We start from the raw sequence: 20,830 nt of genomic DNA, 5'->3' as shown, positions 1-20,830 counted from the left end.
CGGTCGGGGCCGGCCGGTGAGTGTTTCTCAGGAGACTCCCGGGTCGGCGAGCGGCCGTCCGGGCAGTCTCTCGCAGGACGATCTGCGACGTTCGGCCCGGTCGTGCCCCCCGGGCGCGGAGGCGCGGCGGGAGGAGGTCCGGCGGACGCGAGCCCGGAAGGATGCAAAAAACACGACCTAACCGCAGCCCCCCGCCGTGTCGGTGTCGAGGTCGGCCAGGGGCGGGGACAGGTCCGGGACGGGCACCCGGGCGAGGGACGGCGGATCCGCCGCCCGCGCGTCCCGCTCCAGTTCGAGCGCGTCGCCGACCGCGTCCAGGCGGTCCAGCCCCCAGAAGCGGTGCCGCCCCACCCGGAAGTACGGCACCCCGAACACGTCGTCCTGGTACAGGTCGTGCAGTGACCTGAGCCCCTCCTCGCGCAGGTCCGGGTCGTGGGCGGCGGACGCGGCCGTGTCCCCGTCCAGCCCGACCGACGCGGCCAGGTCCTTGACCAGGGCCGGGTCGCACACGTTCTCGCCGCGCTCCCACCTGGCCTCGGTGACCGCGCGGTAGAACGCGCGCTCCCTGCCCTCCCGGCGCGCGTACAGCCACGCCAGGTGCGGGACCTCCCACCACGGGTCCACGTCGACCGGCCACGACATCCTGTACCCGAACGAGGAGGCCAACCGCTTGGTGTCGTACAGGATGTACAGGTGTTTGGCCTTGCTCATCGGCGTGTACAGGAACTCACCGCCCTCGGCGCGCAGCCGCGACAGCAGGTCGGCGTCGGGTTCCCAGAACGGCCGGTACTCGACGGTGTCCACCGCCTCCGGGTACAGCTCCTCCAGCCGGCGCAGCGCCATCCACGAGAACGGGCTGCGGAAGGCGAAGTAGAGTCTCGGCGGCTTCCTCACGCCACGGCCTCCCCGTCTCCGTGCGGTCCCGCCGGAGCGGACGGGCCCGGCAGGCGGTGTCCTCGGACGACCGCAGCCCCCGCCGCACCGTCGGACGAGACCGAGGTCAGCACGGCCACCCGGCCGTCCAGGCCCGGGTCGGACCGGTGGTGCGCCAGCAGCGCGGCCAGCTGGAACGGGCCGGAGGCGCTGTTGCACTCGCCGACCAGCCGCTTGACGCGGACCCGGACCGGCCCGTCGCCCAGGGCGGCCCGGACGCCCGCGTCCTCGGCCCCGTCGAGCCCGGCGACGCCGTGCTCGCCCGTGGCCACGCCCCACACCTCGTCGGCGTCCACGCCCGCCAGGCGCAGGGCCCGCACGATGCCCGCCTCCAGGGTGCGGGCGGTGTCCTCGGGGGCGCCGGTGCCGAACGCCGACGCGAGCACCTCCGCCTCCGGCGTCCGCCCCCGGGCGCGGACCCGGTCGGCGTCCTCGACGACGAACACCGCCGCCCCCTCGCCCAGCGGCACGTCGTACCCGTCGGTCAGGGCGCGGTGACCCCACGCCATGTGCGGACTGAACTCCTCGACGGCCCCGGCGAGGAGCACGTCCACGTGCCCGCTCCCGATGAGGTTCGCGCCGTAGCGCAGCACGTTGAGCCCGGCCATCTGGCCGCCCGCGACGGTCGCGTTCACGCCGCGCAGGCCGTGCCAGATGGCGCTGCGCCCCGCGGGGCAGTTGATCGTCGCGCTGGGGAACATCACCGGGTTGACCAGGTAGGGGCGCTCCTCGACGAGGGTGTCCCGGCTGAACTCGCTGGTGGTGCGGATGCTGCCCGCCGTCGTGCCCAGCACGAGCCCCACGCGCCCGCCGGTGTCGTCGTCCACGGCCGCGTCGGTGGACTCCAGCGCCAGCTTGGTCGCCACCAGCGCCAGGGCGGTGCTGCGGTCGAGGTGGCGGGTGCCCTTGCGGCCGAGGTGGTCCGCGGCCCGGAAGTCCGGGATGGCGTGCGCCCGGTCCGAGGGCAGCGGGGCGTCGAACATCCCGCTGACGTCGGCGCCGCCGGCCCGCCCCGCCCGCACGGCCTCGGTGAACCCGGCCGCCCCGGTGCCGACCGGCGACACCGCGGACCAGCCGGTGACGGCCAGGACCGGAGCCCCGGCCCGTGTGCTGCTCATGAGACCCTCCCGAAGACGGTGATGGCGTTGTTGCCGCCGAACGCGAACCCGTTGTTCTGCACGATCCGCACATCGGCCGGGCGCGCCTCGTTGGGCACCGGGTCGATCCCGCCGAGGGCCGGGTCGTGGGTGGAGAAGTTGGTCGTGGGCGGCAGGAACCCCTCCCGCATACCGATCAGCGAGGCGATGGCGCCGAACGCGCTGGACGCGCCCATGGTGTGCCCGAGCATCGACTTGACGGAGCTGATCGGCGGCGGTGAGTCCCCGAACACGTCCAGGACCGCCGTCGCCTCCGCGAGGTCGTTGGCGGGGGTGCCGGTGCCGTGGGCGCAGATGTAGTCCACGTCCCCCGGCTTGATCCCGGCGTTGGCGTGCGCGCGGCGCATGCACTCGGCGATGCCCGCCGGGTTGGGGGACACCATGTGGTCGGCGTCGCAGTTGAGCCCGTAGCCCAGGACCTCGGCGTAGACGCGCGCACCGCGCGCCAGCGCACCGTCGAGGCTCTCCAGGACCAGCGCCGCCCCGCCCTCGGCGGTGATGATGCCGGAGCGGTCGCGGTCGAAGGGGGAGCTCACGTCCTCCGCGACCGCGCCCAGCCGGAAGAACCCGGCGTGGGCCCAGCGCAGCACCGAGTCGGCGCCGCCCGCCAGCATGTAGTCGGCCGCGCCGGAGCGGACCAGGTCGTAGGCGTACCCGATGGCGTAGTTGCCCGCCGAGCACGCCGTGGCCAGGGTCATGGCCTCCCCGGTCAGGCCCAGCTCCCGGTTGACCGCGTAGGCCAGCCGGGACGCGGGGACCTGCCGCGGCAGGTGGGGGCTGAGGCTCTCCCAGCCCCCGGCGACCTCTTCCTCGGTGAGCCGTTCGATGATCTGCGACTCCCCGCTGGTGGTGCCCATGACCGAACCGGACTCGGCACGCGACAGCGTGTCCGGGTCGAGCCCGGCGTCGGCGACCGCGAGCCGTGCGGCGGCCGCCGCGAACAGGCTGGAGCGGCCCCACTCGGCGGTGTCGAGCCGCTCCACCAGCTCCTCCGGCGCGAAGTCGCGCACCTCGCCCGCGTTGCGGTGCGGGAACCCCGAGGCGTCGAAGGAGGTGATGGGGGAGACGCCGGACCGTCCGGCGCGCACGGAGGCGCCGAACGCGGCGGCCCCCGTCCCCACGTTGGACACGGGCCCCAGGCCCGTCACGACGACCCGGCGCATCAGGCGTTCCCCTCCGTGTACTGGGAGACGACGCGGTACACGCCGTCGAGGCTGCCCATGTTGGGCAGTTCGGTCTGGGGGACGGCGACCCGGAGGGTCTTCTCGATCCGGGCCAGGACCTCGATGGCCTGGAGCGAGTCGGCCTCGTGCTCCTCGGAGAACAGGCCGGTCTCGGTGATCTCCTCGGGCTCGACCTCCAGGACGTCGGCGACGATCTCGCGCAGTTCGTCGATGAGGGCGGTGTCGGTGGTGGACATGTCGTTTCTCCTTGGTGTGGTTGCGGTCCGCGGTGGCCGCGACGTGGTCGGAACGCGTTCGGGTCCGGTGGGGGAGCGTGGGCGGCGCGGCCCGGGGCGCGCGCCGGGGTGTGTCAGATGACGACGCCGCCGTCCACCTGGACGATCTGGCCGGTGATGTAGGAGGCCCGGTCGGAGGCCAGGAACGACACCAGGTCGGCGACGTCCTCGGCGCTGCCCAGGCGGCGGAGGGGGACCTTGGCCAGGGCGCTGGCGCGCACCTTCTCGCTCAGGCCCCGCGTCATGTCGGTCTCGATGAAGCCGGGGGCGACGGCGTTGACGCGGATGCCGTAGCGGGCGACCTCCTTGGCCATGGCCTTGCTGAGTCCGTTGATCCCGGCCTTGGCGGCGGAGTAGTTGCCCTGCCCGGCGTTGCCGTAGACCCCCATGACGGAGGAGATGTTGACGACGCAGCCGCGGCGGTTCTTGATGAAGTCGAAGACGGTGCTGCGGCAGAGGTTGAAGGTGCCGGTGAGGTTGGTGTCGATGACCGCGCTCCAGGCGGCGGCGTCCATCATCGCCACCGGGGCGTCGCGGAGGATGCCCGCCGAGTTGACGAGGAGTTCCGGGTCGCCGAGCGCGGCCTTGGCGTCGGCCACGAACCGCTGTACCGCCTCCAGGTCGGCGACGTCGCAGGCGGCGCTGTAGCAGGCGGCGCCCGTCGCGCGGATCTTCTCCGCGGTGCTCGCGGCGGCGTCCCCGGCGCTGTGGTAGCAGAACGCGATGTCGTAGCCGTCGTTGGCGAGGCGCAGGGCGACGGCGCGGCCGATGCCCCGGGAGCCTCCGGTCACGATCGCCACTGGTCTGTCCGTCATGTCAGGTCCTTCCGGTTCGCTGGGGGCTGCGGGTGGTGCGGGGGGGGGCGTGCCAGGGGAGGTGCGGTGGTTCCGGGCGCTCGGCCAAGAGGCGCGCGGAACCCGTCGGGGTCAGGAGGGCCGGGCGGGGCCCGGTGCGGGGGCGGGCGCCGCGGGGGCCGGGGCCTCCGCCGCGGTGGGGGCGACGGGGTGCGGGGTCCGGTCGCGGCGGATGAACAGGGCCGCCACCGCTCCGGCGGCGGTGACCACCGCGCCCGCCAGGACGGCGGGGCGCATCGCCTCGACGAAGGCGGCGTCGGTCTCCGCGCCGACCGGGTGGAACACCACGAACACGGTGCTGATCGCGGCGATGCCCAGGGCTCCGCCGAACTCGCGGACGGTGTTGTTCACGCCGGAGGCGGTGCCGTGCCGGTCCTCGCTCACCGAGGCGATCACCACCACGGGGTTCGCGGCGAACACCACGCCCATGCCGACCCCCGCGACCACCAGGGCCGGGAGCATCGACGCGTACGCCATGTCGGCCGTGGCGGCCAGGGCGAGCCAGGCCAGGGCGGCGGCCTGCATGGCGCAGCCGAGCGCCTGGAGGCGCCCGCCGCCGACCCGGTCGATGAGCAGGCTCACCACGGGGACGACCACCATGGGCGCCGCCGTCCACGGCAGCGTCCGCAGGCCCGCCTCGAACGGCGCGTACCCGAGCGGCCCCTGCATGTACTGGGCGAGCAGGAACACGGACCCGAACACCCCGAAGTACATCGCCAGCGACACCACCAGGCTCAGCGCGAACGGGCCGTTCCGGAACAGGCCGAGCGGGACGAGCGGCGTGGGCGTGCGGCGCTGCCACAGGACGAAGCCCGCCACCAGCGCGACCGCGCCCGCCAGGGCCGCGACGGTGAGGGGGGAGGACCACCCGGCCTCGGCCGCGTTCACGACGCCCCACACCGCAGCCACCAGGCCGCCGGTGACCAGGAGTGCTCCCGGGACGTCGAACACCCCGGCCCCGCCGCGGCTCTCGCCGACGGTCCACAGCACGGCCGGCAGGACCAGGAGGCCCACGGGCACGTTGATCCAGAACACCCAGTGCCAGCTCAGGGTCTCGGTGACCACGCCGCCCACCAGCGGTCCGAGCGCGATCCCCAGGCCGTTGATCCCGCCCCACGCGCCCACGGCGGCGTTGCGGTGCGCGGCCGGGACCGCCGCGGCGGTCAGCGTCAGCGACAGCGGGAGGATCGCCGCCGCGCCCGCCCCCTGGGCCACCCGGGCGGCCATCAGCTCGCCCAGGGACGACGCCGTCGCGCACCAGGCCGAGGCGAGGGTGAACAGCAGCACCGCGACGACGAACACCCGGCGGCGGCCGAAGCGGTCGCCCAGCGCGGACGCGGTCATGAGGAGCCCGGCGAAGGCCAGGACGTAGGCGTTGACCACCCACTGGAGCTGCGACTGGCCGCCGCCGAACTCCGCCCGGACCTGGGGCAGGGCGTGGGTGACGATCAGGTTGTCCAGCGCGACCATGAACATCGGCGCCGCGATCGCGGCGACCGCGGCCGCACCTCCCGTCCTGCGCGTCATCGGAACGTCCTCGGGGTCGTGGGGGAGAGGGCCCGGGCCGGGACCGGCTCGGTGTCGAGGGCGGCGGTCGCCAGGGCGACCTCCTCGGTGATCGCCCCGACCACCGCGTCGCGGGCGGCGTTCAGGTAGAAGTGGGAGCCGGGGAAGCAGCGCAGCCCCTGGAAGCGCGGGGCGAGCTCGGCCCACCCCCGCACCTGTCCGGGGCCCGCCACCGGGTCGGACTCCCCGGCGAACACGGTCACCGGCGCCGGTTGCCGAGCGGGGGGACCGGCAGCCCGCCATGCCCGCACCAGGGCCAGGTCCGCGCGCATGCGCGGCTCGAACAGGGCCCACAGCGCGTCGTCGGCCAGGACCTGGTCGGGCATCCCGCTCAGAGCGCCCACCCGGGCGCGCAGCTCGGCGGACGGCAGCAGGTGGGGGTCGCCGTCGGGGGCCGCCCCGGGCGCCGGGTAGCCGGACATCCCCAGCCACGCGGCGCGCGCGGTGCCCGCCTCCGCCAGCACCCGGACCAGCTCGTACCCGACGGCCGCGCCCATGCTGTGCCCGAACACCCCGAAGGGGACGTCCGTCAGCGGTCCGACGGCCTCGGCCACGCGGTCGACCAGCGGCGCCATCCCGGCCGCGAAGGGCTCGTGCAGCAGCCGGCCGCGACCGGGGGCCTCGACGGCGCACACGTCCCAGCGGCCCGGGAAGCGGCGGCCCCACCCCCGGAAGGCGGTGTGGGCGCCGCCGGCGTGGTGCAGCAGGAACAGCCGGAACTCCGGCGACTCGACCCTCCGGGTCCGTACCAGGGGGGAGGCGTGCGTGGTGCCCTGTGCGCTCATCGGCCCGTGACCACCACGGCCCGGGCCCGCGCCAGGACGCGCTCCCCGCCGCACAGGGCGGTGAGCACGACCCGGGTACGGGCACCGTCCAGGACGGCGTCGACGCGGCCCGAGACCACCAGTTCCACGCCCTCGCCGGGCGGCACGACCACGGGCCGCGCGAACCGGGTCTCGTACTCGGCGACCTGTGCCGCGGGGCCGAACCAGTCGGTGACGGCGGTCGCGGCGAGGCCCATCGTGAGCATGCCGTGGGCGATGACACCGGGCAGGCCCAGGGCTCCGGCGACGCGCTCGTCGTAGTGGATGGGGTTGAAGTCGCCCGAGGCGCCCGCGTAGCGGACCAGGTCGGCGCGGGTCAGGGTGAAGCGCCGCTCGGGGAGCTCCGTGCCCGGCGTGCCGGTGGCGGCGGTCGCGGAGGACGTGGCGGGGCGGGGTGCGGTGGGAGTCGTCATGGGGTGTCCGCCCAGGTGATCAGGGTGGTGGTCGCGGTGCACACGTCCTCGCCCCCGGCCGTGCGGATGTCGCTGCGCAGCGCCACCAGGTCGTTGGCGCCCAGGGTCTCCACCCGGGTGACGTGGACCTCGACGGTCAGCACGTCGCCGGAGCGGACGGGGCGGGTGTGCCGGAAGGACTGGTCGCGGTGGATGACCCGGGAGAAGTCGAAGCCCAGGTCCGGGTCGAGCACCGCCGCCTCCTGCGCCTTCATGGCCAGGACGATGGGGAAGGTCGGCGGTGCGTCGTCGCCCTCCGTGGCGCCGACCGCGGCACGGAACTCGCGGATCTTCTCGCGGCCCACCTCGTAGGTGTCCGGGGACCGGTAGACCCGGCCCACCAGCGCGCTGTTCAGACCCATGCCGTTCCTCCTCTCCTGTCGTGGTGTCGGGCACCGGCGTCCCGGGCGGGGACCGCCGGGCCGGTCGGGGACGCGCCCCGGGTCCGGGTACCGCCGGAGCGCATCAGGACCCACCGCCCTCGCGGAGGACCAGCGCGCCGATGTTGCCGTCGTGGCCCACGGCGGTGACCAGTGCCAGGCGCGGGCGCTCCGACGGTTCGTTGCGCCACGCCGCGAGCAGTCCCGCGACCTGCATGGCGCCGGCCGCGCTGTAGCACTGGCCCACGGCCCGCGTCACGTCGCGGACGGGCGGGGTGCCGCCCAGGGCCAGGGAGATCCCCCGCAGCTCGGGGCGCTCCACGCCCACCAGGCCGGTGGACCCGGGGGAGATCTCGGTGACGTCCCCGGGGGCGGCGCCGCTGCGGTCGAGGGCGCGGCGCACGTGCTCGGCGACGGCCCCCGCCCTGTCCCCGCGCGAGGCGGGGTGGAAGCCCACCTCCACGCCCAGGACCTCGGCGGCGATCTCCGCGCCGTCGGCGCGCGCCGCCTCGGAGGTGGTGACCACGAACGCGGCGGCGCCCTCACCGATCGGGGTGCCGTCGGCCAGGGTCCCCGAGGCGTGCCAGCCCCACGCGAGCGGGGCGCTCAGCTCCTCGACGCCGCCGACCACGAGGCGGTCCGCGCGGCCCAGGGACAGCACCATCCGCGCGTGCCGGAACGCGTTCATGCCCGAGGCCTGGCCCGCGGCGAGGGTGACGTTGGCGCCGCGCAGCCCGTTCCAGATCGCGATCTGCCCGGCGCAGCAGTTCAGCACCGTGTTCGGGAAGCGCGACGGGTTGACCAGGTAGGGGCGCTCCTGGAGGAGCGTGTCGCCGGCCAGGTCCATGAGGCTCTGGGTGCTGCCGGTGCTGGTGGTGACGACCACCCCGGTGCGGTCGGTCCCCTCCGTACCGGGGGCGCCGGCCAGGGCGAGCTTGGCCGCCACGAGGCCGAACCCGGTCAGCCGGTCCAGGTTGCGGGTGCCCTTGCGTCCCACGTGGTCGCGCAGCCGGAAGCCCTCCACCGAGCGCACGCCGAGCGGCGGGTAGTCCTCGGCGTCGTCGCCCACCGGGGCGGCGTGGCCGATGCCGCCGGAGGCGAGCAGGCCGCCGAGCGACTCCAGGCCCAGCCCGGCCGCCGACACGACGCCGACGGACGTGATCGCGAGCGGGACGGCGGCGGGGAGCGCGGGCCGGTCCGCGGTGTCCGGCCCGGTCGCCAGGACGGTCATGAGGGCCTCCCGAGGATGGTGATGACGTTGTTGCCGCCGAAGGCGAAGCCGTGGTTCTGCACGATCCGGGGGTCGGCGTCGCGCCCGCGCCCCGGGACCACGTCCAGGTCCGGCCCCAGGGCCGGGTCGACCTCGTCGACGTTCGCGGTGGGCGGCAGGAACCCGTCGTACAGGGCCTTGCAGCACACGACCGCGCCGAACCCGCTGGCCGCGCCCATGGTGTGGCCGATCATCGACTTGATGGAGCTGATCGGCGGCACGCGCTCGCCGAACACCTCGCGGACCGCCTGCACCTCGGTGGCGTCGTTGGTGGGGGTGCCGGTGCCGTGCGCGCACACGTAGTCGACCTGGTCGGGGGTGATCCCCGCGGAGGCGTGCGCGTCGCGGATGCACGCGGCGATGCTCCCCGGGTCCGGGTGCACCATGTGCTTGGCGTCGCAGTTGACCCCGTAGCCCAGGATCTCCGCGTAGACGCGGGCGCCCCGCGCCACCGCCGAGTCCAGCGGCTCAAGGAGCAGGGAGACCCCGCCCTCGCCGGTGAGGATGCCCGCGCGGTTCCTGTCGAAGGGCCGGCACACGTCCGGGGCGAGTGCGCCCAGGGCGTGGAACCCGGCGTGCGTGAAGCGGTTCACGGCGTCGGCGCCGCCCGCGAACATCAGGTCGGCCTCGCCGGTGCGCACCAGGTCGAACGCGTGGCCCAGCGCGTAGTTGCTGGCGGAGCACGCGGTGGGGATGGTCTGGGTGTCCCCTCCCAGGGCCAGCTCTGTGCTGACCGCCGCGGAGATCTGGCTGGCGGGGGCCTGCGCGACCACCCGGGCCGCGAAGTCCTTCATCCGCCCCGACACCCACTGCTCGCCGAGCACGGAGGACACGGTGGCCTCGCCGCTGGTCGTTCCCATGATCACGCCGGACCGGCCGTGCGACACCGACTCCGGATCCAGGCCGGAGTCCTCCAGGGCGAGCCGGGACGCGGCGGCGGCCAGCTGCCCGCTGCGGCCCCAGCGCTCGGGGTCCACCCGGCGCAGGATCGCGCGGGGGTCGAAGTCGCGGACCTCGCCCGCCATCCGGAAGGGGAAGCCGGAGGCGTCGAACGAGGTGATCTCGGCGGTGCCGTTGCGGCCCTCGCGGATGGCCGCGGCGAACGCGTCGGCGCCGATACCGACGCTGCTCACCGCGCCGAGGCCGGTGATGACGACGCGTCTGGTCTCAGGCACGGGCCGCCTCCCCGTACTCGCGGACGGCGGCGGCGAGCAGTTCGAAGTTGAGGAGCTCGGGCAGATCGGACTTGGGAATGACCACGCCGACCTCCTTCTCGATACGCGCCACGACGGTGATCAGGGAGAGGGAGTCCCCCTCGTAGTCCTCCACGAAGTGCCCGGTGGGGGTGAGCTCTCCGTCCTCCAGTTCCAGTTCCTGGCTGACGATCTCGCGGAGTTTCCCGATAATCGCCCCGGAGTCGGCGACGGCCGTCCTCTCGTTCATCGTGGTTCCCTTCGGCTCGGAGGGCCCGCTGCTCGGGCCGGTCTTCCCCCAGCTTGGCGACGGTCCTCCCGGTCGCGCAATAAGACTGCGCCTTTGTACCTCCCTTATTCATCGAAAGTGACATGCGGCCAACTTTGATCGGGAATTGATCGGTGTTCTATGCGGCGGTGCGAGGCTGTCGTCAAAGGTCAATGAATTTGCGAGAGGTGGTGCAATGACTTCCGTCGCGGAAATGGACATCGAAATCCCGGCCGACCTCGGCTTCAGAGCGACCCTCGACCGGACGCTGGTGCACCGGAGCGCAGTCTCGGAGGTCTTCGTCACCGACCTCCGCCCGGTGTCGGACACCGAGGTCGTGGCCGCCGCCCAGCTCCCCCTGAACCACGGCTACTTCAGCGACCATGCGCGGACCCCGGCCGTCTTCGACGTGCTCCTGGTCCTGGAGGCGGGCCGCCAGGCCGCCATCGCCGGAACCCACAGCCACATGGGCGCCCGCGCGGACACGCAGATGATCGTGGACCGGTTCGCCATCGACACCGACCCCGCCGCGCTGGTGTGCGGCGACAGGCCCGGCGAGCTGGTGATCGACAACCGGTTCACCGTCGTGCGCCGCAGGAGGGACCGGGTCCGGGCCGGACGCGTGGAGCAGGTGTTCCGCGTGGACGGGGTCCGGGCCGGCACCCACACCATGGACGTCCTGTTCCTGTCGTCGGGCGAGTACGAGGCCGTCCGCCACGCCCAGCTGGGCGGGCCCGCGCCGCGGACGAGCGACCAGACCAGCGGGCCGGCCGACGTCGCCCCGGGGGCCGTCGGCCGCACCAACCCCCTGAACGTGGTTTTGGGCGGGCTCGGGACCCGTGACGGCGCGTTCACCGCCCAGGTGCGGCCCCGCTGGGACAACCCGTCCCTGTTCGACCACTCCTACGACCACCTGCCCGCGGCGGTCCTCACCGAGGCCGCCCGCCAGCTGGTCCTGGCCGCGCCCGTCCCGGGCGCCCCCGGCGGGCCGGGCGACCGCCGCGTGACCGGTGTCCGCGCCGACTTCACCGGCTTCGCCGAGCTGACCTCCCCGGTGGTGGCCTCCACCCCGGCGGACGGGCCCGCGACCGGTGAGCGCCACGTCCGCTTCGAGCAGGGGGGCGTCCGGATCGCCGACACCACCCTGACCGTCACCGACACGTCGCGCCTCGCGACGGAGGGGACCCCACGATGAGCACACCCCGCGTCACCGCCGTGTGGACCGACTTCGGCGGTGTCCTCACCCCGCCCATCGCCGAGACCATGCAGAAGTTCTGCGCGCGCATGGACATCGACGCGCACTCCCTGCTCACGGTCATCGGCGAGGTCACCGAGGGCTTCGGCACCGACGACTACATGGAGCCGATCGACACCCCGATCGTCACCGAGGCCGAGTGGCTGGCCCGCATCGGCGTCCTCCTGCGGGAGCGGTACGGCGTCGACCGCCGCATCACGACCCTGGCCGACGACTGGTTCGAGGACCGCGAGACCAACCACGCCTGGGTCGCCGAACTCGTCGCCCTGCGCTCCCGGGGCGTGTTCGTCGGCATGCTCTCCAACATGGTCCCCACCTGGGACGCCCACTGGCGCCGCATGGTGGACGCCGACGCCCTCTTCGACGACGTGGTGATGTCCTTCGAGGTCGGCGCGCGCAAGCCCCAGGCCGCGATGTTCGACCTGGCCGCCCGCAGGGCGGGCGTCCCCGCCGAGCGGTGCCTGCTGGTGGACGACAACGAGCGCAACTGCGAGGGCGCCCTCGCGGCCGGGTGGCAGGCCATCCGCTTCGGGGACACCGCGGAGGCCGCAGCCGAGCTGGCACGCCTCGTCGGCGCCCCCGAGGAAGCCGTCCGATGAGCCGCCGCGTCCTCGTCACCGGAGGCAACCGGGGCATCGGCCTGGCGGTCGCGCGCATGTTCGCCGACCAGGGGGACAAGGTCGTCGTCACCCACCGGGGAGACACCCCGCCCGACGGGCTCGACGGCGTGCGCTGCGACGTCCGCGACCCCGACTCCGTCGAGGAGGCGGTCGAGCGGGTCAGGCGCGACCACGGGCCCGTCGAGATCCTCGTCTCCAACGCGGGGATCACCCGGGACGGGCTCCTGCTCGGCATGAGCGACGCCGAGTTCACGGAGGTCCTCGACACCAACCTGGTGGGCGCCCTGCGCGTCACCCGCGCCGTCCTCACCGACATGGTGCGGGCCAGGTGGGGGCGGCTCATCTACGTCTCCTCCCTCACCGGGCTCGTGGGAGCCCCCGGCCAGGCCAACTACGCCGCGTCCAAGGCCGGGCTCATCGGCCTCGCCCACTCGGTCGCCCGCGAGGTCGGCAAGCGCGGCATCACCGCGAACGTCGTCTCCCCGGGCCTCATCGACACCGACATGACCTCCGACCTCGCCGGTCCCCGCAGGGAGACCCTGCTCGGCCGCACCGCGCTGGGCCGCGCCGGCACCGCCGCGGAGGTCGCCGCCGCCGTGCGCTTCCTCGCCGCCGACGACGCGGGTTACGTGACCGCGGCGAACATCCCCGTCAACGGCGGCGCCGAGGTCGGCTGACCGGCGCACCACCGCCCCCGGCGGCGGGCCGGACCCGAACCACCGACGGAACGACAGACCGGCGGCCGACACACCGCCGACCCGACACAGCGAAGGAAGACACCCATGTCCCAGTCCGAGACCACCCTCGACATCGCCCACAAGATGGGCGACATCTTCAACGAGCTCGACGCCGGGGTCGCCCACGAGTACGTGGCCGCGGAGTTCGTCGACCACGAGGCCCCTCCCGGCACCCCCGGCGGCCCCGACGGCTACCTCGGCACCGCGAAGTGGATGAACAGCGTCTTCGCCGACGCCAGGTGGGACCGGATCGACAGCTTCGCCGACGGCGACAAGGCCGTCATCCACCTGCGCTTCACCGGCCGCCACGTCCGCGAGTTCCTGGGGATCGAGGCCACCGGCGCGAACGTGGCCTTCGAGCACATGCACATCTACCGGGTCCAGGACGGCAAGGTCGTCGAGCACTGGGGCTGCCGCCAGGACCTGTTCCTCATGCTCCAGATCGGCGCCGTCCAGCTCGACCTGCGCCCCTTCACCCCGGACGCGGAGCCCGTCTCCTCCTGACCGCCCCGCCCGCCCGTCCCGTACCGGGCCGACAACGAAGGAGGGCACGCCGTGCCCAGGATCGCCTACGTCTTCCCCGGCCAGGGATCACAGGAGCCCGGCATGGGCGCCCCCTGGGCGCACACCCCCTCCTGGGGCCTCGTGGACCGCGCGTCGCGGGTCAGCGGCAGGGACGTCGCCGGCCTGCTGCTCCACGCGGACGCCGACACGCTCCGCCGCACCGACAACGCCCAGCTCGCCACGTTCGTCCTTGCCTGCGTCGCCCACGCCGAGGTACGCGACGCCCTGCCCTCGGCAGCCCCGGTCGCCGTCGCCGGGCACAGCCTCGGCGAGTACACGGCCCTGGTCGCGTCGGGCGCGCTCACCTTCGACGACGGGGTCCGCCTGGTCGCCGCGCGGGGTGAGGCCATGCGCGAGGCCACCGCGCTGACCCCCGGCACCATGGGCGTCGTCCTCGGCCTGGACGTCGGCGCCGTCCAGCGCATCACCGGCGGCCTGCGCCGCGACGGCGCGCGCGTGTGGGTCGCCAACCTCAACTCGCCCCGCCAGAGCGTCCTGTCGGGCACCCCGGAGGGCGTCGCCCTCGGAGCGGAGGCCGCCCTCGCCGAGGGCGCCACCGGGGTCGTGGACATCCCCGTCGGCGGCGCCTTCCACAGCCCGCTGATGGAACCCGCCGTCGCCCGCCTGCGCGCCGCCCTCGCCCGCGCCGACCTGAGGACGGCCGACGTGCCCGTGGTCGCCAACGTGGACGCCCGCGCCCACACCGCCCCGGACCTGTGGCCCGGGCTCATGCTCGACCAGCTCACCAGCCCGGTGCGCTGGCTCGACGGGGTGCGGACCCTCACCGGCTCCCTGGGCGCCGACCTCCTGGTCGAGCTCGGTCCCGGGCGCGTCCTCACCGGATTCACCCGACGCATCAGTCCCCGCACCGACCGCGTCTGCGTCTCCGTGCCCGACCACGTGCCCGCCCTGGCGGCGGCCGTGGGCGCGGCGCGGGAGGACGGCGCCCCGGTCCACGCCGCCCACGGGGCGGCCTGACCCGCCTGCTACCGGGCCCCAGCGGCGGTCCGGTCGGCACCACGAAGGAGGAGCAGTGTTCGCAGGAGTCGGCAGGATCGCGGTCCGGCACAGGTGGTGGGTCGTGGCCTTCGCGGCCCTCCTCACCGTGGTCGGCGGCGTGTGGGGGACCGGTGCCCTGAGCGCCCTCACCGGCGGCGCCGGGTTCGACGACCCGGCGAGCGAGTCGGTGCGCGCCGACGAGATCCTCGCCGGGGAGCTGGGCCGCAACGCGGTCGACGTCGTCGTGCTCTACGAGAGCGACGACCTGGCCGTCGACGACCCCGGCTTCGGCGACGAGGTCGAGGCCGCGCTCGCGGGCGTGCCCCGGGACGGGATCGAGCGGCTCGACTCGCACTTCTCCACCGGCTCCGACGCGTACGTGTCCGAGGACGGCCGCGCCACCTACGCCACGGTCCAGTTCGACACCTCCGACGACCAGGAGCGGGTCGAACTGCTCGGCCGGGTCGCCGACGACTTCGAGGTGGACGGGCTCGACGTCAGCTTCGGCGGCGTCACCGCGATGACCGAACAGGTCAACGCGCTCACCGGCTCCGACATCGCCCGCGCCGAGATGCTGTCGCTGCCGGTCCTGGTGGTCGTGATGGTGCTGATCTTCCGCAGCCCCGTCGCGGCCCTGCTGCCGCTGGCCGTCGGCACCGTCACCGCGCTCGGATCGTTCGTCGTCCTGCGGGTGCTCACCTACTCCGTGGACATCGCCGGCTCCGTCATCAACGTCATCACGATCCTCGGCCTGGGCCTGGCCATCGACTACGCCCTGTTCATGGTCAGCCGGTTCCGTGAGGAGCTCGCCGCGGGGTCCGACGTGGAGGAGGCGGTCCGCCGCACCACCGCCACCGCCGGGCGCACCGTCGCCTTCTCCGGGCTGGCGCTGGCCATCTGCTTCACCGGCCTCATCCTCTTCCCCGCCCGCTTCCTCAGCTCCATGGGGTACGCGGGCGTGGCCGTGGTCGCGTTCGCCGTGCTCAGCTCGGTCACCCTGCTGCCCCCTCTGCTCTCCCTCGTGGGCCGCCGCGTCGACAAGTGGCGCATCCCCTGGCCCCGGGAGAGGAACCGCGGCACACAGGACCGCTGGTACCGGGTCGCGCACGCCGTCATGCGGCGGCCCGCCGCCGTCACCCTCCTCATCGTGGCGCTGCTGCTCGGACTGGGCGCGCCGTTCCTCACCGCGAACTGGGCCCGCCCCGGCGACTGGGTGCTGCCCGCCGACGCCGACGCCCGGGTGGTCACCACCGCGCTGGCGGAACGGTTCGGGGCCGACCCGAGCAGGATCATGACGGTCGCCGTCACCCTGCCCGGTCCGGCCGACACCGCCGGGGACGAGCTGGACGCGTACGCGCGGCGGCTGGGAGGCGTGGACGGCGTCACCGGCTCCGAGGTCACCGGGACGGCGGGCGAGCAGGCCAGGGTCACCCTCGCCTACGCCATGGACCCCATGGCCCCCGAGGCCCGCACGATGGTCGAGGACCTGCGCGCCGTCGAGCCGCCCGAGGACGCGGAGGCTCTGGTCACCGGCATGCCCGCGTCGCGGGTGGACATCGTCGACATGATCGGTGAGCGGGCGCCCTGGATGCTCCTGTTCGTCGGCCTGGTCTCCTACCTGGTGCTGTTCCTGGCCTTCGGGTCGGTGCTGCTGCCGCTCAAGTCGATCGCGATGAACCTGCTGTCGCTGTCGGCGGCGTTCGGTGCGATCACCCTCGTCTTCCAGCACGGATTCCTGGCGGGGCTGTTCGGGTTCGAGGCCGTGGGGGTGGTCGACGCGAACTTCCCCGTGCTGATCGTGGCGATCGCGTTCGGGCTCGCCATGGACTACGAGGTGTTCCTGCTGTCCCGGGTCCGGGAGCAGTGGGAGCGCGGCGTCGGGGAGACCGAGGCCGTCGCCGTCGGGCTCCAGCGGACCGGTCGGATCATCACCGGTGTGGCGCTGCTGATGATCATCGTCGTCTCGGGGTTCGTCACCTCGTCGATCGTGTTCATGAAGATGATCGGCGTCGGCCTGGTCATCGCCATCGCCGTGGACGCCACCGTCGTGCGCGGCCTGCTCGTACCCGCCACGATGCGGCTGATGGGCCCCTGGGCCTGGTGGGCGCCCGCCCCGCTGGCCCGCCTGTGGAACCGGTACGGGTTCCGTGAGGACGCGGGTCCCGGCCCCTCGCCGGCGCCGCCGGACACCGGGGACGCGCCCGCCGGCCCCGCCGCCGACCGGACCGGGGAGCCGGTCCGATGACGGGCTCCCCCGCACCCGCGAGCGGGTTCCCGTGGACGGCGGCGGCGGGCGCCGCGGCCGTCGCGCTCACCGCCGCGCTGTTCGCCGACTGGGACACCCTCGTCGGCCCGCTCGCCGGGGCGGCCACCGGCTGGGGCTTCCCGATGCCCGGCGCGGTCACCACCCCCTGGCCGGACCTGGCGGCCCTGGTCGCGGTGCTCGTCGCGGCGCTGCACCCGCTGCTGCGCCGCGACGCCCGGACCGACACCCTGCCCGGCGCCTGGTCGGTCCCGGTGACGGCGTTCGCCGCAGCCGGTCTGGCGGGCGCCGTGGCCGGCCTGCTGACCGGCGGGTCCGCCGGAGGGGCCGCCGCGACGGTCTGGCACCTGCTCGCCCAGACCGGGCAGGGCGGGCTGTTCGGCCTGCTGTTCGGGGCGCCCGCGGCGGTCGCCGTCACGGCCGCCGAACGCCTGACCGCCGCTCGCCCGCGCCCCGCAGGCCGGGAGGCCGCCGCCGTGCGGGCCCCGGACGGCGGAGAACCCGCCGGAACCGGACCCTGCCCGGCGGCGCAACCGCGTCGGCGACGGTCGCCCTACGCGGCGCTCACCGTCGTCCTGCTCCTCCTCCCGGCGGCGGCCATGGGGGCGGGCGCGTACCTGCTCGGCACGGACGCCCCCGGCGACTGCTCCCCGCTCGCCTGCGCCTCGCCCGCCGACGAGCTCCTGCTCAACGGCGAGGTCGGACTGCGCCTCGCGGTCCCCGGCTGGGCGGCGGCCGCCGCCACCGCGGCGGCCCTGCGCGCACTGCCGCCCACCCGCGGGTGGCCCCTGTGGACCCACCTCCTGCTCGCGGTCGGCGGCACCGGACTCGCCGTCGTCCTGCTGTCCGGCCTGGTCGTCGGTTCCGCCGTCTGATCCCGGCCCGGCCGCCCCACCCCCGCACCCACGAGGACAGACGATGCCCGGAAGAAGCCCCGCCCCCAGCAGACGCGCCTTCCTCGGAACCGCCGCGGCGGCCGGGATCGGAGGACTGGCCTGGTTCGCCGCCCGCCCGGCGACCGCCGCGCCGCCCCCGCCCGCGGCCCGCCGCGCCTACGTCGGCGGCTTCACCGCCGGCGAGTACGGCCTGCCCGGGCTCCCCGGCATCGGGATCGGCACCGTCGGCACGGACGGGTCGCTGCGGATCGACGGCTACCACGAGGGCATCGACAACCCCTCCTACCTGGCACAGGGCCCGGGGGGCGACGTCCTGTACTCGGTCAGCCAGACCGACGACGGCCACGTGCACGCCTTCCGGATCGCCGGCGGCGGTCTGGAACCCCTCGGCGCGGCGCCCACGGAGGGCGCCACCCCCGTCCACCTGGCCGCCCACCCCGACGGCCGCTTCCTCATGACCGCCAACTACGACTCCGCGAGTGTCGCCGTCCACGCCCTGGCGGAGGACGGCTCGATCGGCGCCCTGCTGGACCTGGTCGAACACCGGGGGACGGGCCCCGACCCGGAGGAGCAGGCGGCCCCGCACCCGCACATGTGCCTCTTCGTGCCCGGGACCCACGACGTGATCGTCCCCGACAAGGGCAACGACCACGTGTACGTGTACTCCCTCGACCCGGACTCCGGGAGGCTCACCGAGCGCAGCCGCACACTGGTCGCGGAGGGCGCCGGCCCCCGGCACGCCGCGCTGCACCCGTCCGGCCGCCACCTGTACGTGTCCAACGAGCTCGGCTCCACCCTCACCGTCTGCGGCTACGACCCCGGGGGCGCCGCGCTGACGGTGGGGGAGTCGGTCTCGGTCGCCGCCCCCGGCGCCGACCCCCGCAACGCCCCCTCCGGGGTGGTGGTCGACGCCGCCGGAAGGTACGTCGTCACCGCGGACCGGGGCCTGGACACCGTGGTCTCCTACGCGGTCCGCGACGGCGGTGCGTCCCTGGACCTGGTGGAGTCCCAGCCGGTCACCACCAAGGGGCCGGGGACGCGCTGGCCCCGGGGCATCGCCCTCGACCCCTCCGGCCGCTACGTGTACGCGGCCAACCAGGCCGGGCAGTCCGTCACGGTGCACCGCGTGTCGGCCACCGGACGGCTCACCCCCGTGGGCGCGCCGGTCCCGGTGGCCAGCCCCTCGTGCGTCGTGCTGTCAGAGCGCTGAACCCCTGTCGGCGGGGGAGAACTCCCGGTTGAACACCGTCCCCGACGTGTGCTGGCGGGCGATCCGGCGCAGCGCCGCCAGCAGGGGGTCGCCGAACACGGTCCACAGCACCAGCCGTTCGACCAGGGCGTCCTCGTCCGCGTACAGGCCCAGGACCCCGATCTCAGCGCCGGTCATCCGGTCCGCCGCGGCCGCGTAGGCCTCCACGACGACCGCGGTGTCGGCGTCGTCCAGCCAGTGCAGCGTCCTCAGGAGTTTGACCAGGGTGCGCCAGGACGCCGTGTCCTGGTCGACCGTCCACCCGTGCCGGTCGGCGACCCTCCTGGCCAGGGCCAGGGCCTCGTCCTCCGTCGGGTCGACGTCCGCGAGGGAGGCCGGGGGCGTGCCCTCCAGGGTGCGCAGGACCATGCCGAACGTCTCGTGCGGCGTCCTGGTCCCGCCCGCCATGGCGCCCAGCAGGTCGCGCACCTGGTCCGGGTTCAGCCCGCCCACCTCGACCAGCACGCGGACCAGGCGCAGGCGGCGCAGGTCCTCGGGGCTGTAGCCGTGTCTCTCGGAGGGGTGGGAGATCAGCCGCTCCCGTTGGTAGTACTCGACCGTTGCCACGGGCACCGACGCCCGGTCGCTCAGCTCCGAGATGCGCACTGGTGGCTCGCTTTCCGCTCCGAGGGGCGCCGGGCCGGCTCCCGTGGGGGACCGGACCGCACTCCGGTCCCTTGTGTGATTGATCGAACGCGGTCAGTGATGACGCGGGGGAGGGTGGTGTCGCTGTGGTCGTCCCGCGGTCCACTCAACCAGCCTCACAAGCATCCGGACATACCACGAAAGTGGCATCGCGCTCTCAGTTGCCGGAGCCCGGGGACGCTGCGGAGGCTCCCCCCGCGCCGGTCAGGATGGCGTGCTGGAGGCGGCGCAGCTCCTCGGAGGGCTCCAGTCCCAGCTGGTCGTGCAGGGTGTCCCGGGCCGCGCGGAAGGCGCTCAGTGCCTCCCCGCGCCTCCCCGAACGGCTCAGCGCGTCGATGAGCTGGGCGTGGAACCCCTCGTGCAGCGGGTAGACGCTCACGAGGTCGCGGAGCTCGGGCAGGACCTCGCGGTGGAGTCCCAGCCGGAGGGAGGCGTCCACGCGCAGCTCCCGGGCCCGCGTGTAGGTCTCGGTCAGGCGGGCCACGTGTCCGGCCAGGACGCGGCCGGGGCGGAGGTCGGACAGGAGGGGGCCCCGCCACAGGGCGAGCGCCTGCTCGGCGCGGTCCACCACCTCGTCGTGGCGGTGCTCGGCCCACAGGACCTGTGCCTGCCCGACCAGCTGCTGGAAGGCGAACAGGTCCAGCTCCTCCGGCACCAGGTCCATCCGGTACCCGGAGCCCTGGGTCAGCAGGACGCGGCGGGCCGTGTCCGCTCCGCAGGTGCGCTCCAGGGCGCCCCGCAGGTGGTAGACGTGCGTGCGGACCGTCTTGAGGGCCGTCGTCGGGGGGTCGCCGTCCCACAGTTCGTCCATGAGGGTGTCCACGCCCACGGTCTGGTTGGCGCGGACGAGGAGGAGTCCGAGGAGCCGGGCGACCTTGGGGCCGCGGCGGAGCACCTCGCCCCCGGGGGCCTCCAGCTCCAGGGGGCCGAGGATCTTGAAGCGGATCATCGCGTCTCTCCTTCTCGTTCTGGGAGCCGTGATCTGACCAGCGGTCACATGGGAAATCTAGGTCGGCCGGTGAGCGCCGACAAGCGGTTTGGCCGCAAGGTGCCAGGCCTCTACCTCGAAGGAGGTACGGCCGGGGGAGCACGGGCGGACGCGGGGCGGCACGGCGGCGAGGGGCGCGGGGCCGGGGCGCCGGATCGGAGAGGGGCGCCGGGGCGGGGGCGGGGCCGTGGGGCGGGGGCCGGGGCGGAGAGGCGGGGAGAGGTGCGGGAGAGGCGGAGGGGCGCCGCGTGGGGTCTG

At 74.5% G+C, this 20,830-nt stretch carries 22 protein-coding genes; 8 read left to right on the top strand and 14 right to left on the bottom strand.

What is annotated here, in order from left to right; genetic code table 11:
* Nucleotides 1-177 precede the first annotated feature (177 nt).
* The 12 genes from Q8791_RS19040 to Q8791_RS18985 form a co-directional block, all read right to left on the bottom strand.
* Nucleotides 178-894 (bottom strand): 2-hydroxychromene-2-carboxylate isomerase, encoded by a 717-nt coding sequence (locus Q8791_RS19040; protein WP_330093096.1) that lies wholly within the window; start codon nt 892-894, stop codon nt 178-180.
* The gene (locus tag Q8791_RS19035) at nt 891-2,051 is read right to left on the bottom strand and encodes a beta-ketoacyl synthase N-terminal-like domain-containing protein (protein ID WP_330093095.1); all 1,161 of its coding nucleotides are present in this window, start codon (nt 2,049-2,051) and stop codon (nt 891-893) included. Before Q8791_RS19035 ends, Q8791_RS19040 begins: the two co-directional genes overlap by 4 nt.
* Nucleotides 2,048-3,253, bottom strand: a complete 1,206-nt coding sequence (locus Q8791_RS19030; RefSeq protein ID WP_330093094.1) for a beta-ketoacyl-[acyl-carrier-protein] synthase family protein — start codon at nt 3,251-3,253, stop codon at nt 2,048-2,050. The genes Q8791_RS19035 and Q8791_RS19030 overlap by 4 nt, the downstream gene beginning before the upstream one ends.
* Nucleotides 3,253-3,510: an acyl carrier protein gene (locus Q8791_RS19025; RefSeq protein ID WP_330093093.1), complete on the bottom strand. Its 258-nt coding sequence runs from the start codon at nt 3,508-3,510 to the stop codon at nt 3,253-3,255. The genes Q8791_RS19030 and Q8791_RS19025 overlap by 1 nt, the downstream gene beginning before the upstream one ends.
* 113 nt (nt 3,511-3,623) lie before the next feature.
* On the bottom strand, nt 3,624-4,364 hold the full coding sequence (fabG, locus tag Q8791_RS19020; RefSeq protein WP_330093092.1) for a 3-oxoacyl-[acyl-carrier-protein] reductase: 741 nt from the start codon (nt 4,362-4,364) through the stop codon (nt 3,624-3,626).
* A 111-nt stretch (nt 4,365-4,475) separates the two neighbouring features.
* Complete coding sequence (locus Q8791_RS19015) at nt 4,476-5,930, bottom strand: MFS transporter (protein ID WP_330093091.1); 1,455 nt, start codon at nt 5,928-5,930, stop codon at nt 4,476-4,478.
* Complete coding sequence (locus tag Q8791_RS19010; protein WP_330093090.1) at nt 5,927-6,754, bottom strand: thioesterase II family protein; 828 nt, start codon at nt 6,752-6,754, stop codon at nt 5,927-5,929. The genes Q8791_RS19015 and Q8791_RS19010 overlap by 4 nt, the downstream gene beginning before the upstream one ends.
* Nucleotides 6,751-7,206 (bottom strand): MaoC/PaaZ C-terminal domain-containing protein, encoded by a 456-nt coding sequence (locus Q8791_RS19005; RefSeq protein WP_330093089.1) that lies wholly within the window; start codon nt 7,204-7,206, stop codon nt 6,751-6,753. Before Q8791_RS19005 ends, Q8791_RS19010 begins: the two co-directional genes overlap by 4 nt.
* Nucleotides 7,203-7,607 (bottom strand): FAS1-like dehydratase domain-containing protein, encoded by a 405-nt coding sequence (locus Q8791_RS19000; protein ID WP_330093088.1) that lies wholly within the window; start codon nt 7,605-7,607, stop codon nt 7,203-7,205. The genes Q8791_RS19005 and Q8791_RS19000 overlap by 4 nt, the downstream gene beginning before the upstream one ends.
* Before the next feature lie 103 nt (nt 7,608-7,710).
* Nucleotides 7,711-8,856 (bottom strand): beta-ketoacyl synthase N-terminal-like domain-containing protein, encoded by a 1,146-nt coding sequence (locus tag Q8791_RS18995; protein WP_330093087.1) that lies wholly within the window; start codon nt 8,854-8,856, stop codon nt 7,711-7,713.
* Entirely contained in the window at nt 8,853-10,070 is a 1,218-nt protein-coding gene (locus tag Q8791_RS18990) for a beta-ketoacyl-[acyl-carrier-protein] synthase family protein (RefSeq protein ID WP_330093086.1), read from the bottom strand. The genes Q8791_RS18995 and Q8791_RS18990 overlap by 4 nt, the downstream gene beginning before the upstream one ends.
* A complete protein-coding gene (locus Q8791_RS18985; protein WP_330093085.1) occupies nt 10,063-10,338 on the bottom strand; it encodes an acyl carrier protein in 276 nt (91 codons plus the stop codon). Before Q8791_RS18985 ends, Q8791_RS18990 begins: the two co-directional genes overlap by 8 nt.
* Before the next feature lie 232 nt (nt 10,339-10,570).
* Here Q8791_RS18985 and Q8791_RS18980 point away from each other — a divergent pair, with 232 nt between their 5' ends.
* The 8 genes from Q8791_RS18980 to Q8791_RS18945 all read left to right on the top strand — a co-directional run bounded on the left by Q8791_RS18980 (nt 10,571) and on the right by Q8791_RS18945 (nt 18,900).
* Entirely contained in the window at nt 10,571-11,551 is a 981-nt protein-coding gene (locus Q8791_RS18980) for an AfsA-related hotdog domain-containing protein (RefSeq protein WP_330093084.1), read from the top strand.
* Nucleotides 11,548-12,210, top strand: a complete 663-nt coding sequence (locus Q8791_RS18975; protein ID WP_330093083.1) for an HAD family hydrolase — start codon at nt 11,548-11,550, stop codon at nt 12,208-12,210. Before Q8791_RS18980 ends, Q8791_RS18975 begins: the two co-directional genes overlap by 4 nt.
* On the top strand, nt 12,207-12,908 hold the full coding sequence (gene fabG, locus Q8791_RS18970) for a 3-oxoacyl-ACP reductase FabG (RefSeq protein ID WP_330093082.1): 702 nt from the start codon (nt 12,207-12,209) through the stop codon (nt 12,906-12,908). Before Q8791_RS18975 ends, fabG (Q8791_RS18970) begins: the two co-directional genes overlap by 4 nt.
* A 105-nt stretch (nt 12,909-13,013) precedes the next feature.
* A complete protein-coding gene (locus tag Q8791_RS18965; protein ID WP_330093081.1) occupies nt 13,014-13,472 on the top strand; it encodes an ester cyclase in 459 nt (152 codons plus the stop codon).
* Nucleotides 13,473-13,523: 51 nt separating this feature from the next.
* Entirely contained in the window at nt 13,524-14,510 is a 987-nt protein-coding gene (locus Q8791_RS18960) for an ACP S-malonyltransferase (RefSeq protein ID WP_330093080.1), read from the top strand.
* A gap of 55 nt (nt 14,511-14,565) precedes the next feature.
* Nucleotides 14,566-16,776: an MMPL family transporter gene (locus Q8791_RS18955; protein ID WP_330093079.1), complete on the top strand. Its 2,211-nt coding sequence runs from the start codon at nt 14,566-14,568 to the stop codon at nt 16,774-16,776.
* A complete protein-coding gene (locus Q8791_RS18950) occupies nt 16,773-17,669 on the top strand; it encodes a hypothetical protein (RefSeq protein ID WP_330093078.1) in 897 nt (298 codons plus the stop codon). Before Q8791_RS18955 ends, Q8791_RS18950 begins: the two co-directional genes overlap by 4 nt.
* Before the next feature lie 43 nt (nt 17,670-17,712).
* Nucleotides 17,713-18,900 (top strand): lactonase family protein, encoded by a 1,188-nt coding sequence (locus tag Q8791_RS18945; protein WP_330093077.1) that lies wholly within the window; start codon nt 17,713-17,715, stop codon nt 18,898-18,900.
* Here the strand turns inward: Q8791_RS18945 and Q8791_RS18940 are convergent.
* Together Q8791_RS18940 and Q8791_RS18935 are read right to left on the bottom strand one after the other, a co-directional pair.
* Nucleotides 18,889-19,545: a MerR family transcriptional regulator gene (locus Q8791_RS18940; protein ID WP_330093076.1), complete on the bottom strand. Its 657-nt coding sequence runs from the start codon at nt 19,543-19,545 to the stop codon at nt 18,889-18,891. The genes Q8791_RS18945 and Q8791_RS18940 overlap by 12 nt on opposite strands.
* A 196-nt stretch (nt 19,546-19,741) precedes the next feature.
* Complete coding sequence (locus Q8791_RS18935; RefSeq protein WP_330093075.1) at nt 19,742-20,533, bottom strand: AfsR/SARP family transcriptional regulator; 792 nt, start codon at nt 20,531-20,533, stop codon at nt 19,742-19,744.
* Nucleotides 20,534-20,830 lie beyond the last annotated feature (297 nt).

Source organism: Nocardiopsis codii (genome assembly GCF_036327455.1).
In the GTDB taxonomy this organism is placed as follows: Bacteria; Actinomycetota; Actinomycetes; order Streptosporangiales; family Streptosporangiaceae; genus Nocardiopsis; species Nocardiopsis codii.
Note: the sequence above shows the minus strand (reverse complement) of the source record. Positions and strands in the feature narration are given on the sequence as shown.

Bases quoted from the DNA above. Each gene is read 5' to 3' on its own strand.
- Q8791_RS18985 (WP_330093085.1), bottom strand. From the start codon at position 10,338: ATGAACGAGAGGACGGCCGTCGCCGACTCCGGGGCGATTATCGGGAAA.
- Q8791_RS19015 (WP_330093091.1), bottom strand. From the start codon at position 5,930: ATGACGCGCAGGACGGGAGGTGCGGCCGCGGTCGCCGCGATCGCGGCG.
- Q8791_RS19030 (WP_330093094.1), bottom strand. From the start codon at position 3,253: ATGCGCCGGGTCGTCGTGACGGGCCTGGGGCCCGTGTCCAACGTGGGG.
- Q8791_RS18980 (WP_330093084.1), top strand. From the start codon at position 10,571: ATGGACATCGAAATCCCGGCCGACCTCGGCTTCAGAGCGACCCTCGAC.
- Q8791_RS19005 (WP_330093089.1), bottom strand. From the start codon at position 7,206: ATGACGACTCCCACCGCACCCCGCCCCGCCACGTCCTCCGCGACCGCC.
- Q8791_RS19000 (WP_330093088.1), bottom strand. From the start codon at position 7,607: ATGGGTCTGAACAGCGCGCTGGTGGGCCGGGTCTACCGGTCCCCGGAC.
- fabG (WP_330093082.1), top strand. From the start codon at position 12,207: ATGAGCCGCCGCGTCCTCGTCACCGGAGGCAACCGGGGCATCGGCCTG.
- Q8791_RS19010 (WP_330093090.1), bottom strand. From the start codon at position 6,754: ATGAGCGCACAGGGCACCACGCACGCCTCCCCCCTGGTACGGACCCGG.
- Q8791_RS18950 (WP_330093078.1), top strand. From the start codon at position 16,773: ATGACGGGCTCCCCCGCACCCGCGAGCGGGTTCCCGTGGACGGCGGCG.
- Q8791_RS18995 (WP_330093087.1), bottom strand. From the start codon at position 8,856: ATGACCGTCCTGGCGACCGGGCCGGACACCGCGGACCGGCCCGCGCTC.
- Q8791_RS18935 (WP_330093075.1), bottom strand. From the start codon at position 20,533: ATGATCCGCTTCAAGATCCTCGGCCCCCTGGAGCTGGAGGCCCCCGGG.
- Q8791_RS19035 (WP_330093095.1), bottom strand. From the start codon at position 2,051: ATGAGCAGCACACGGGCCGGGGCTCCGGTCCTGGCCGTCACCGGCTGG.
- Q8791_RS18965 (WP_330093081.1), top strand. From the start codon at position 13,014: ATGTCCCAGTCCGAGACCACCCTCGACATCGCCCACAAGATGGGCGAC.
- Q8791_RS19025 (WP_330093093.1), bottom strand. From the start codon at position 3,510: ATGTCCACCACCGACACCGCCCTCATCGACGAACTGCGCGAGATCGTC.
- Q8791_RS18975 (WP_330093083.1), top strand. From the start codon at position 11,548: ATGAGCACACCCCGCGTCACCGCCGTGTGGACCGACTTCGGCGGTGTC.
- fabG (WP_330093092.1), bottom strand. From the start codon at position 4,364: ATGACGGACAGACCAGTGGCGATCGTGACCGGAGGCTCCCGGGGCATC.
- Q8791_RS18945 (WP_330093077.1), top strand. From the start codon at position 17,713: ATGCCCGGAAGAAGCCCCGCCCCCAGCAGACGCGCCTTCCTCGGAACC.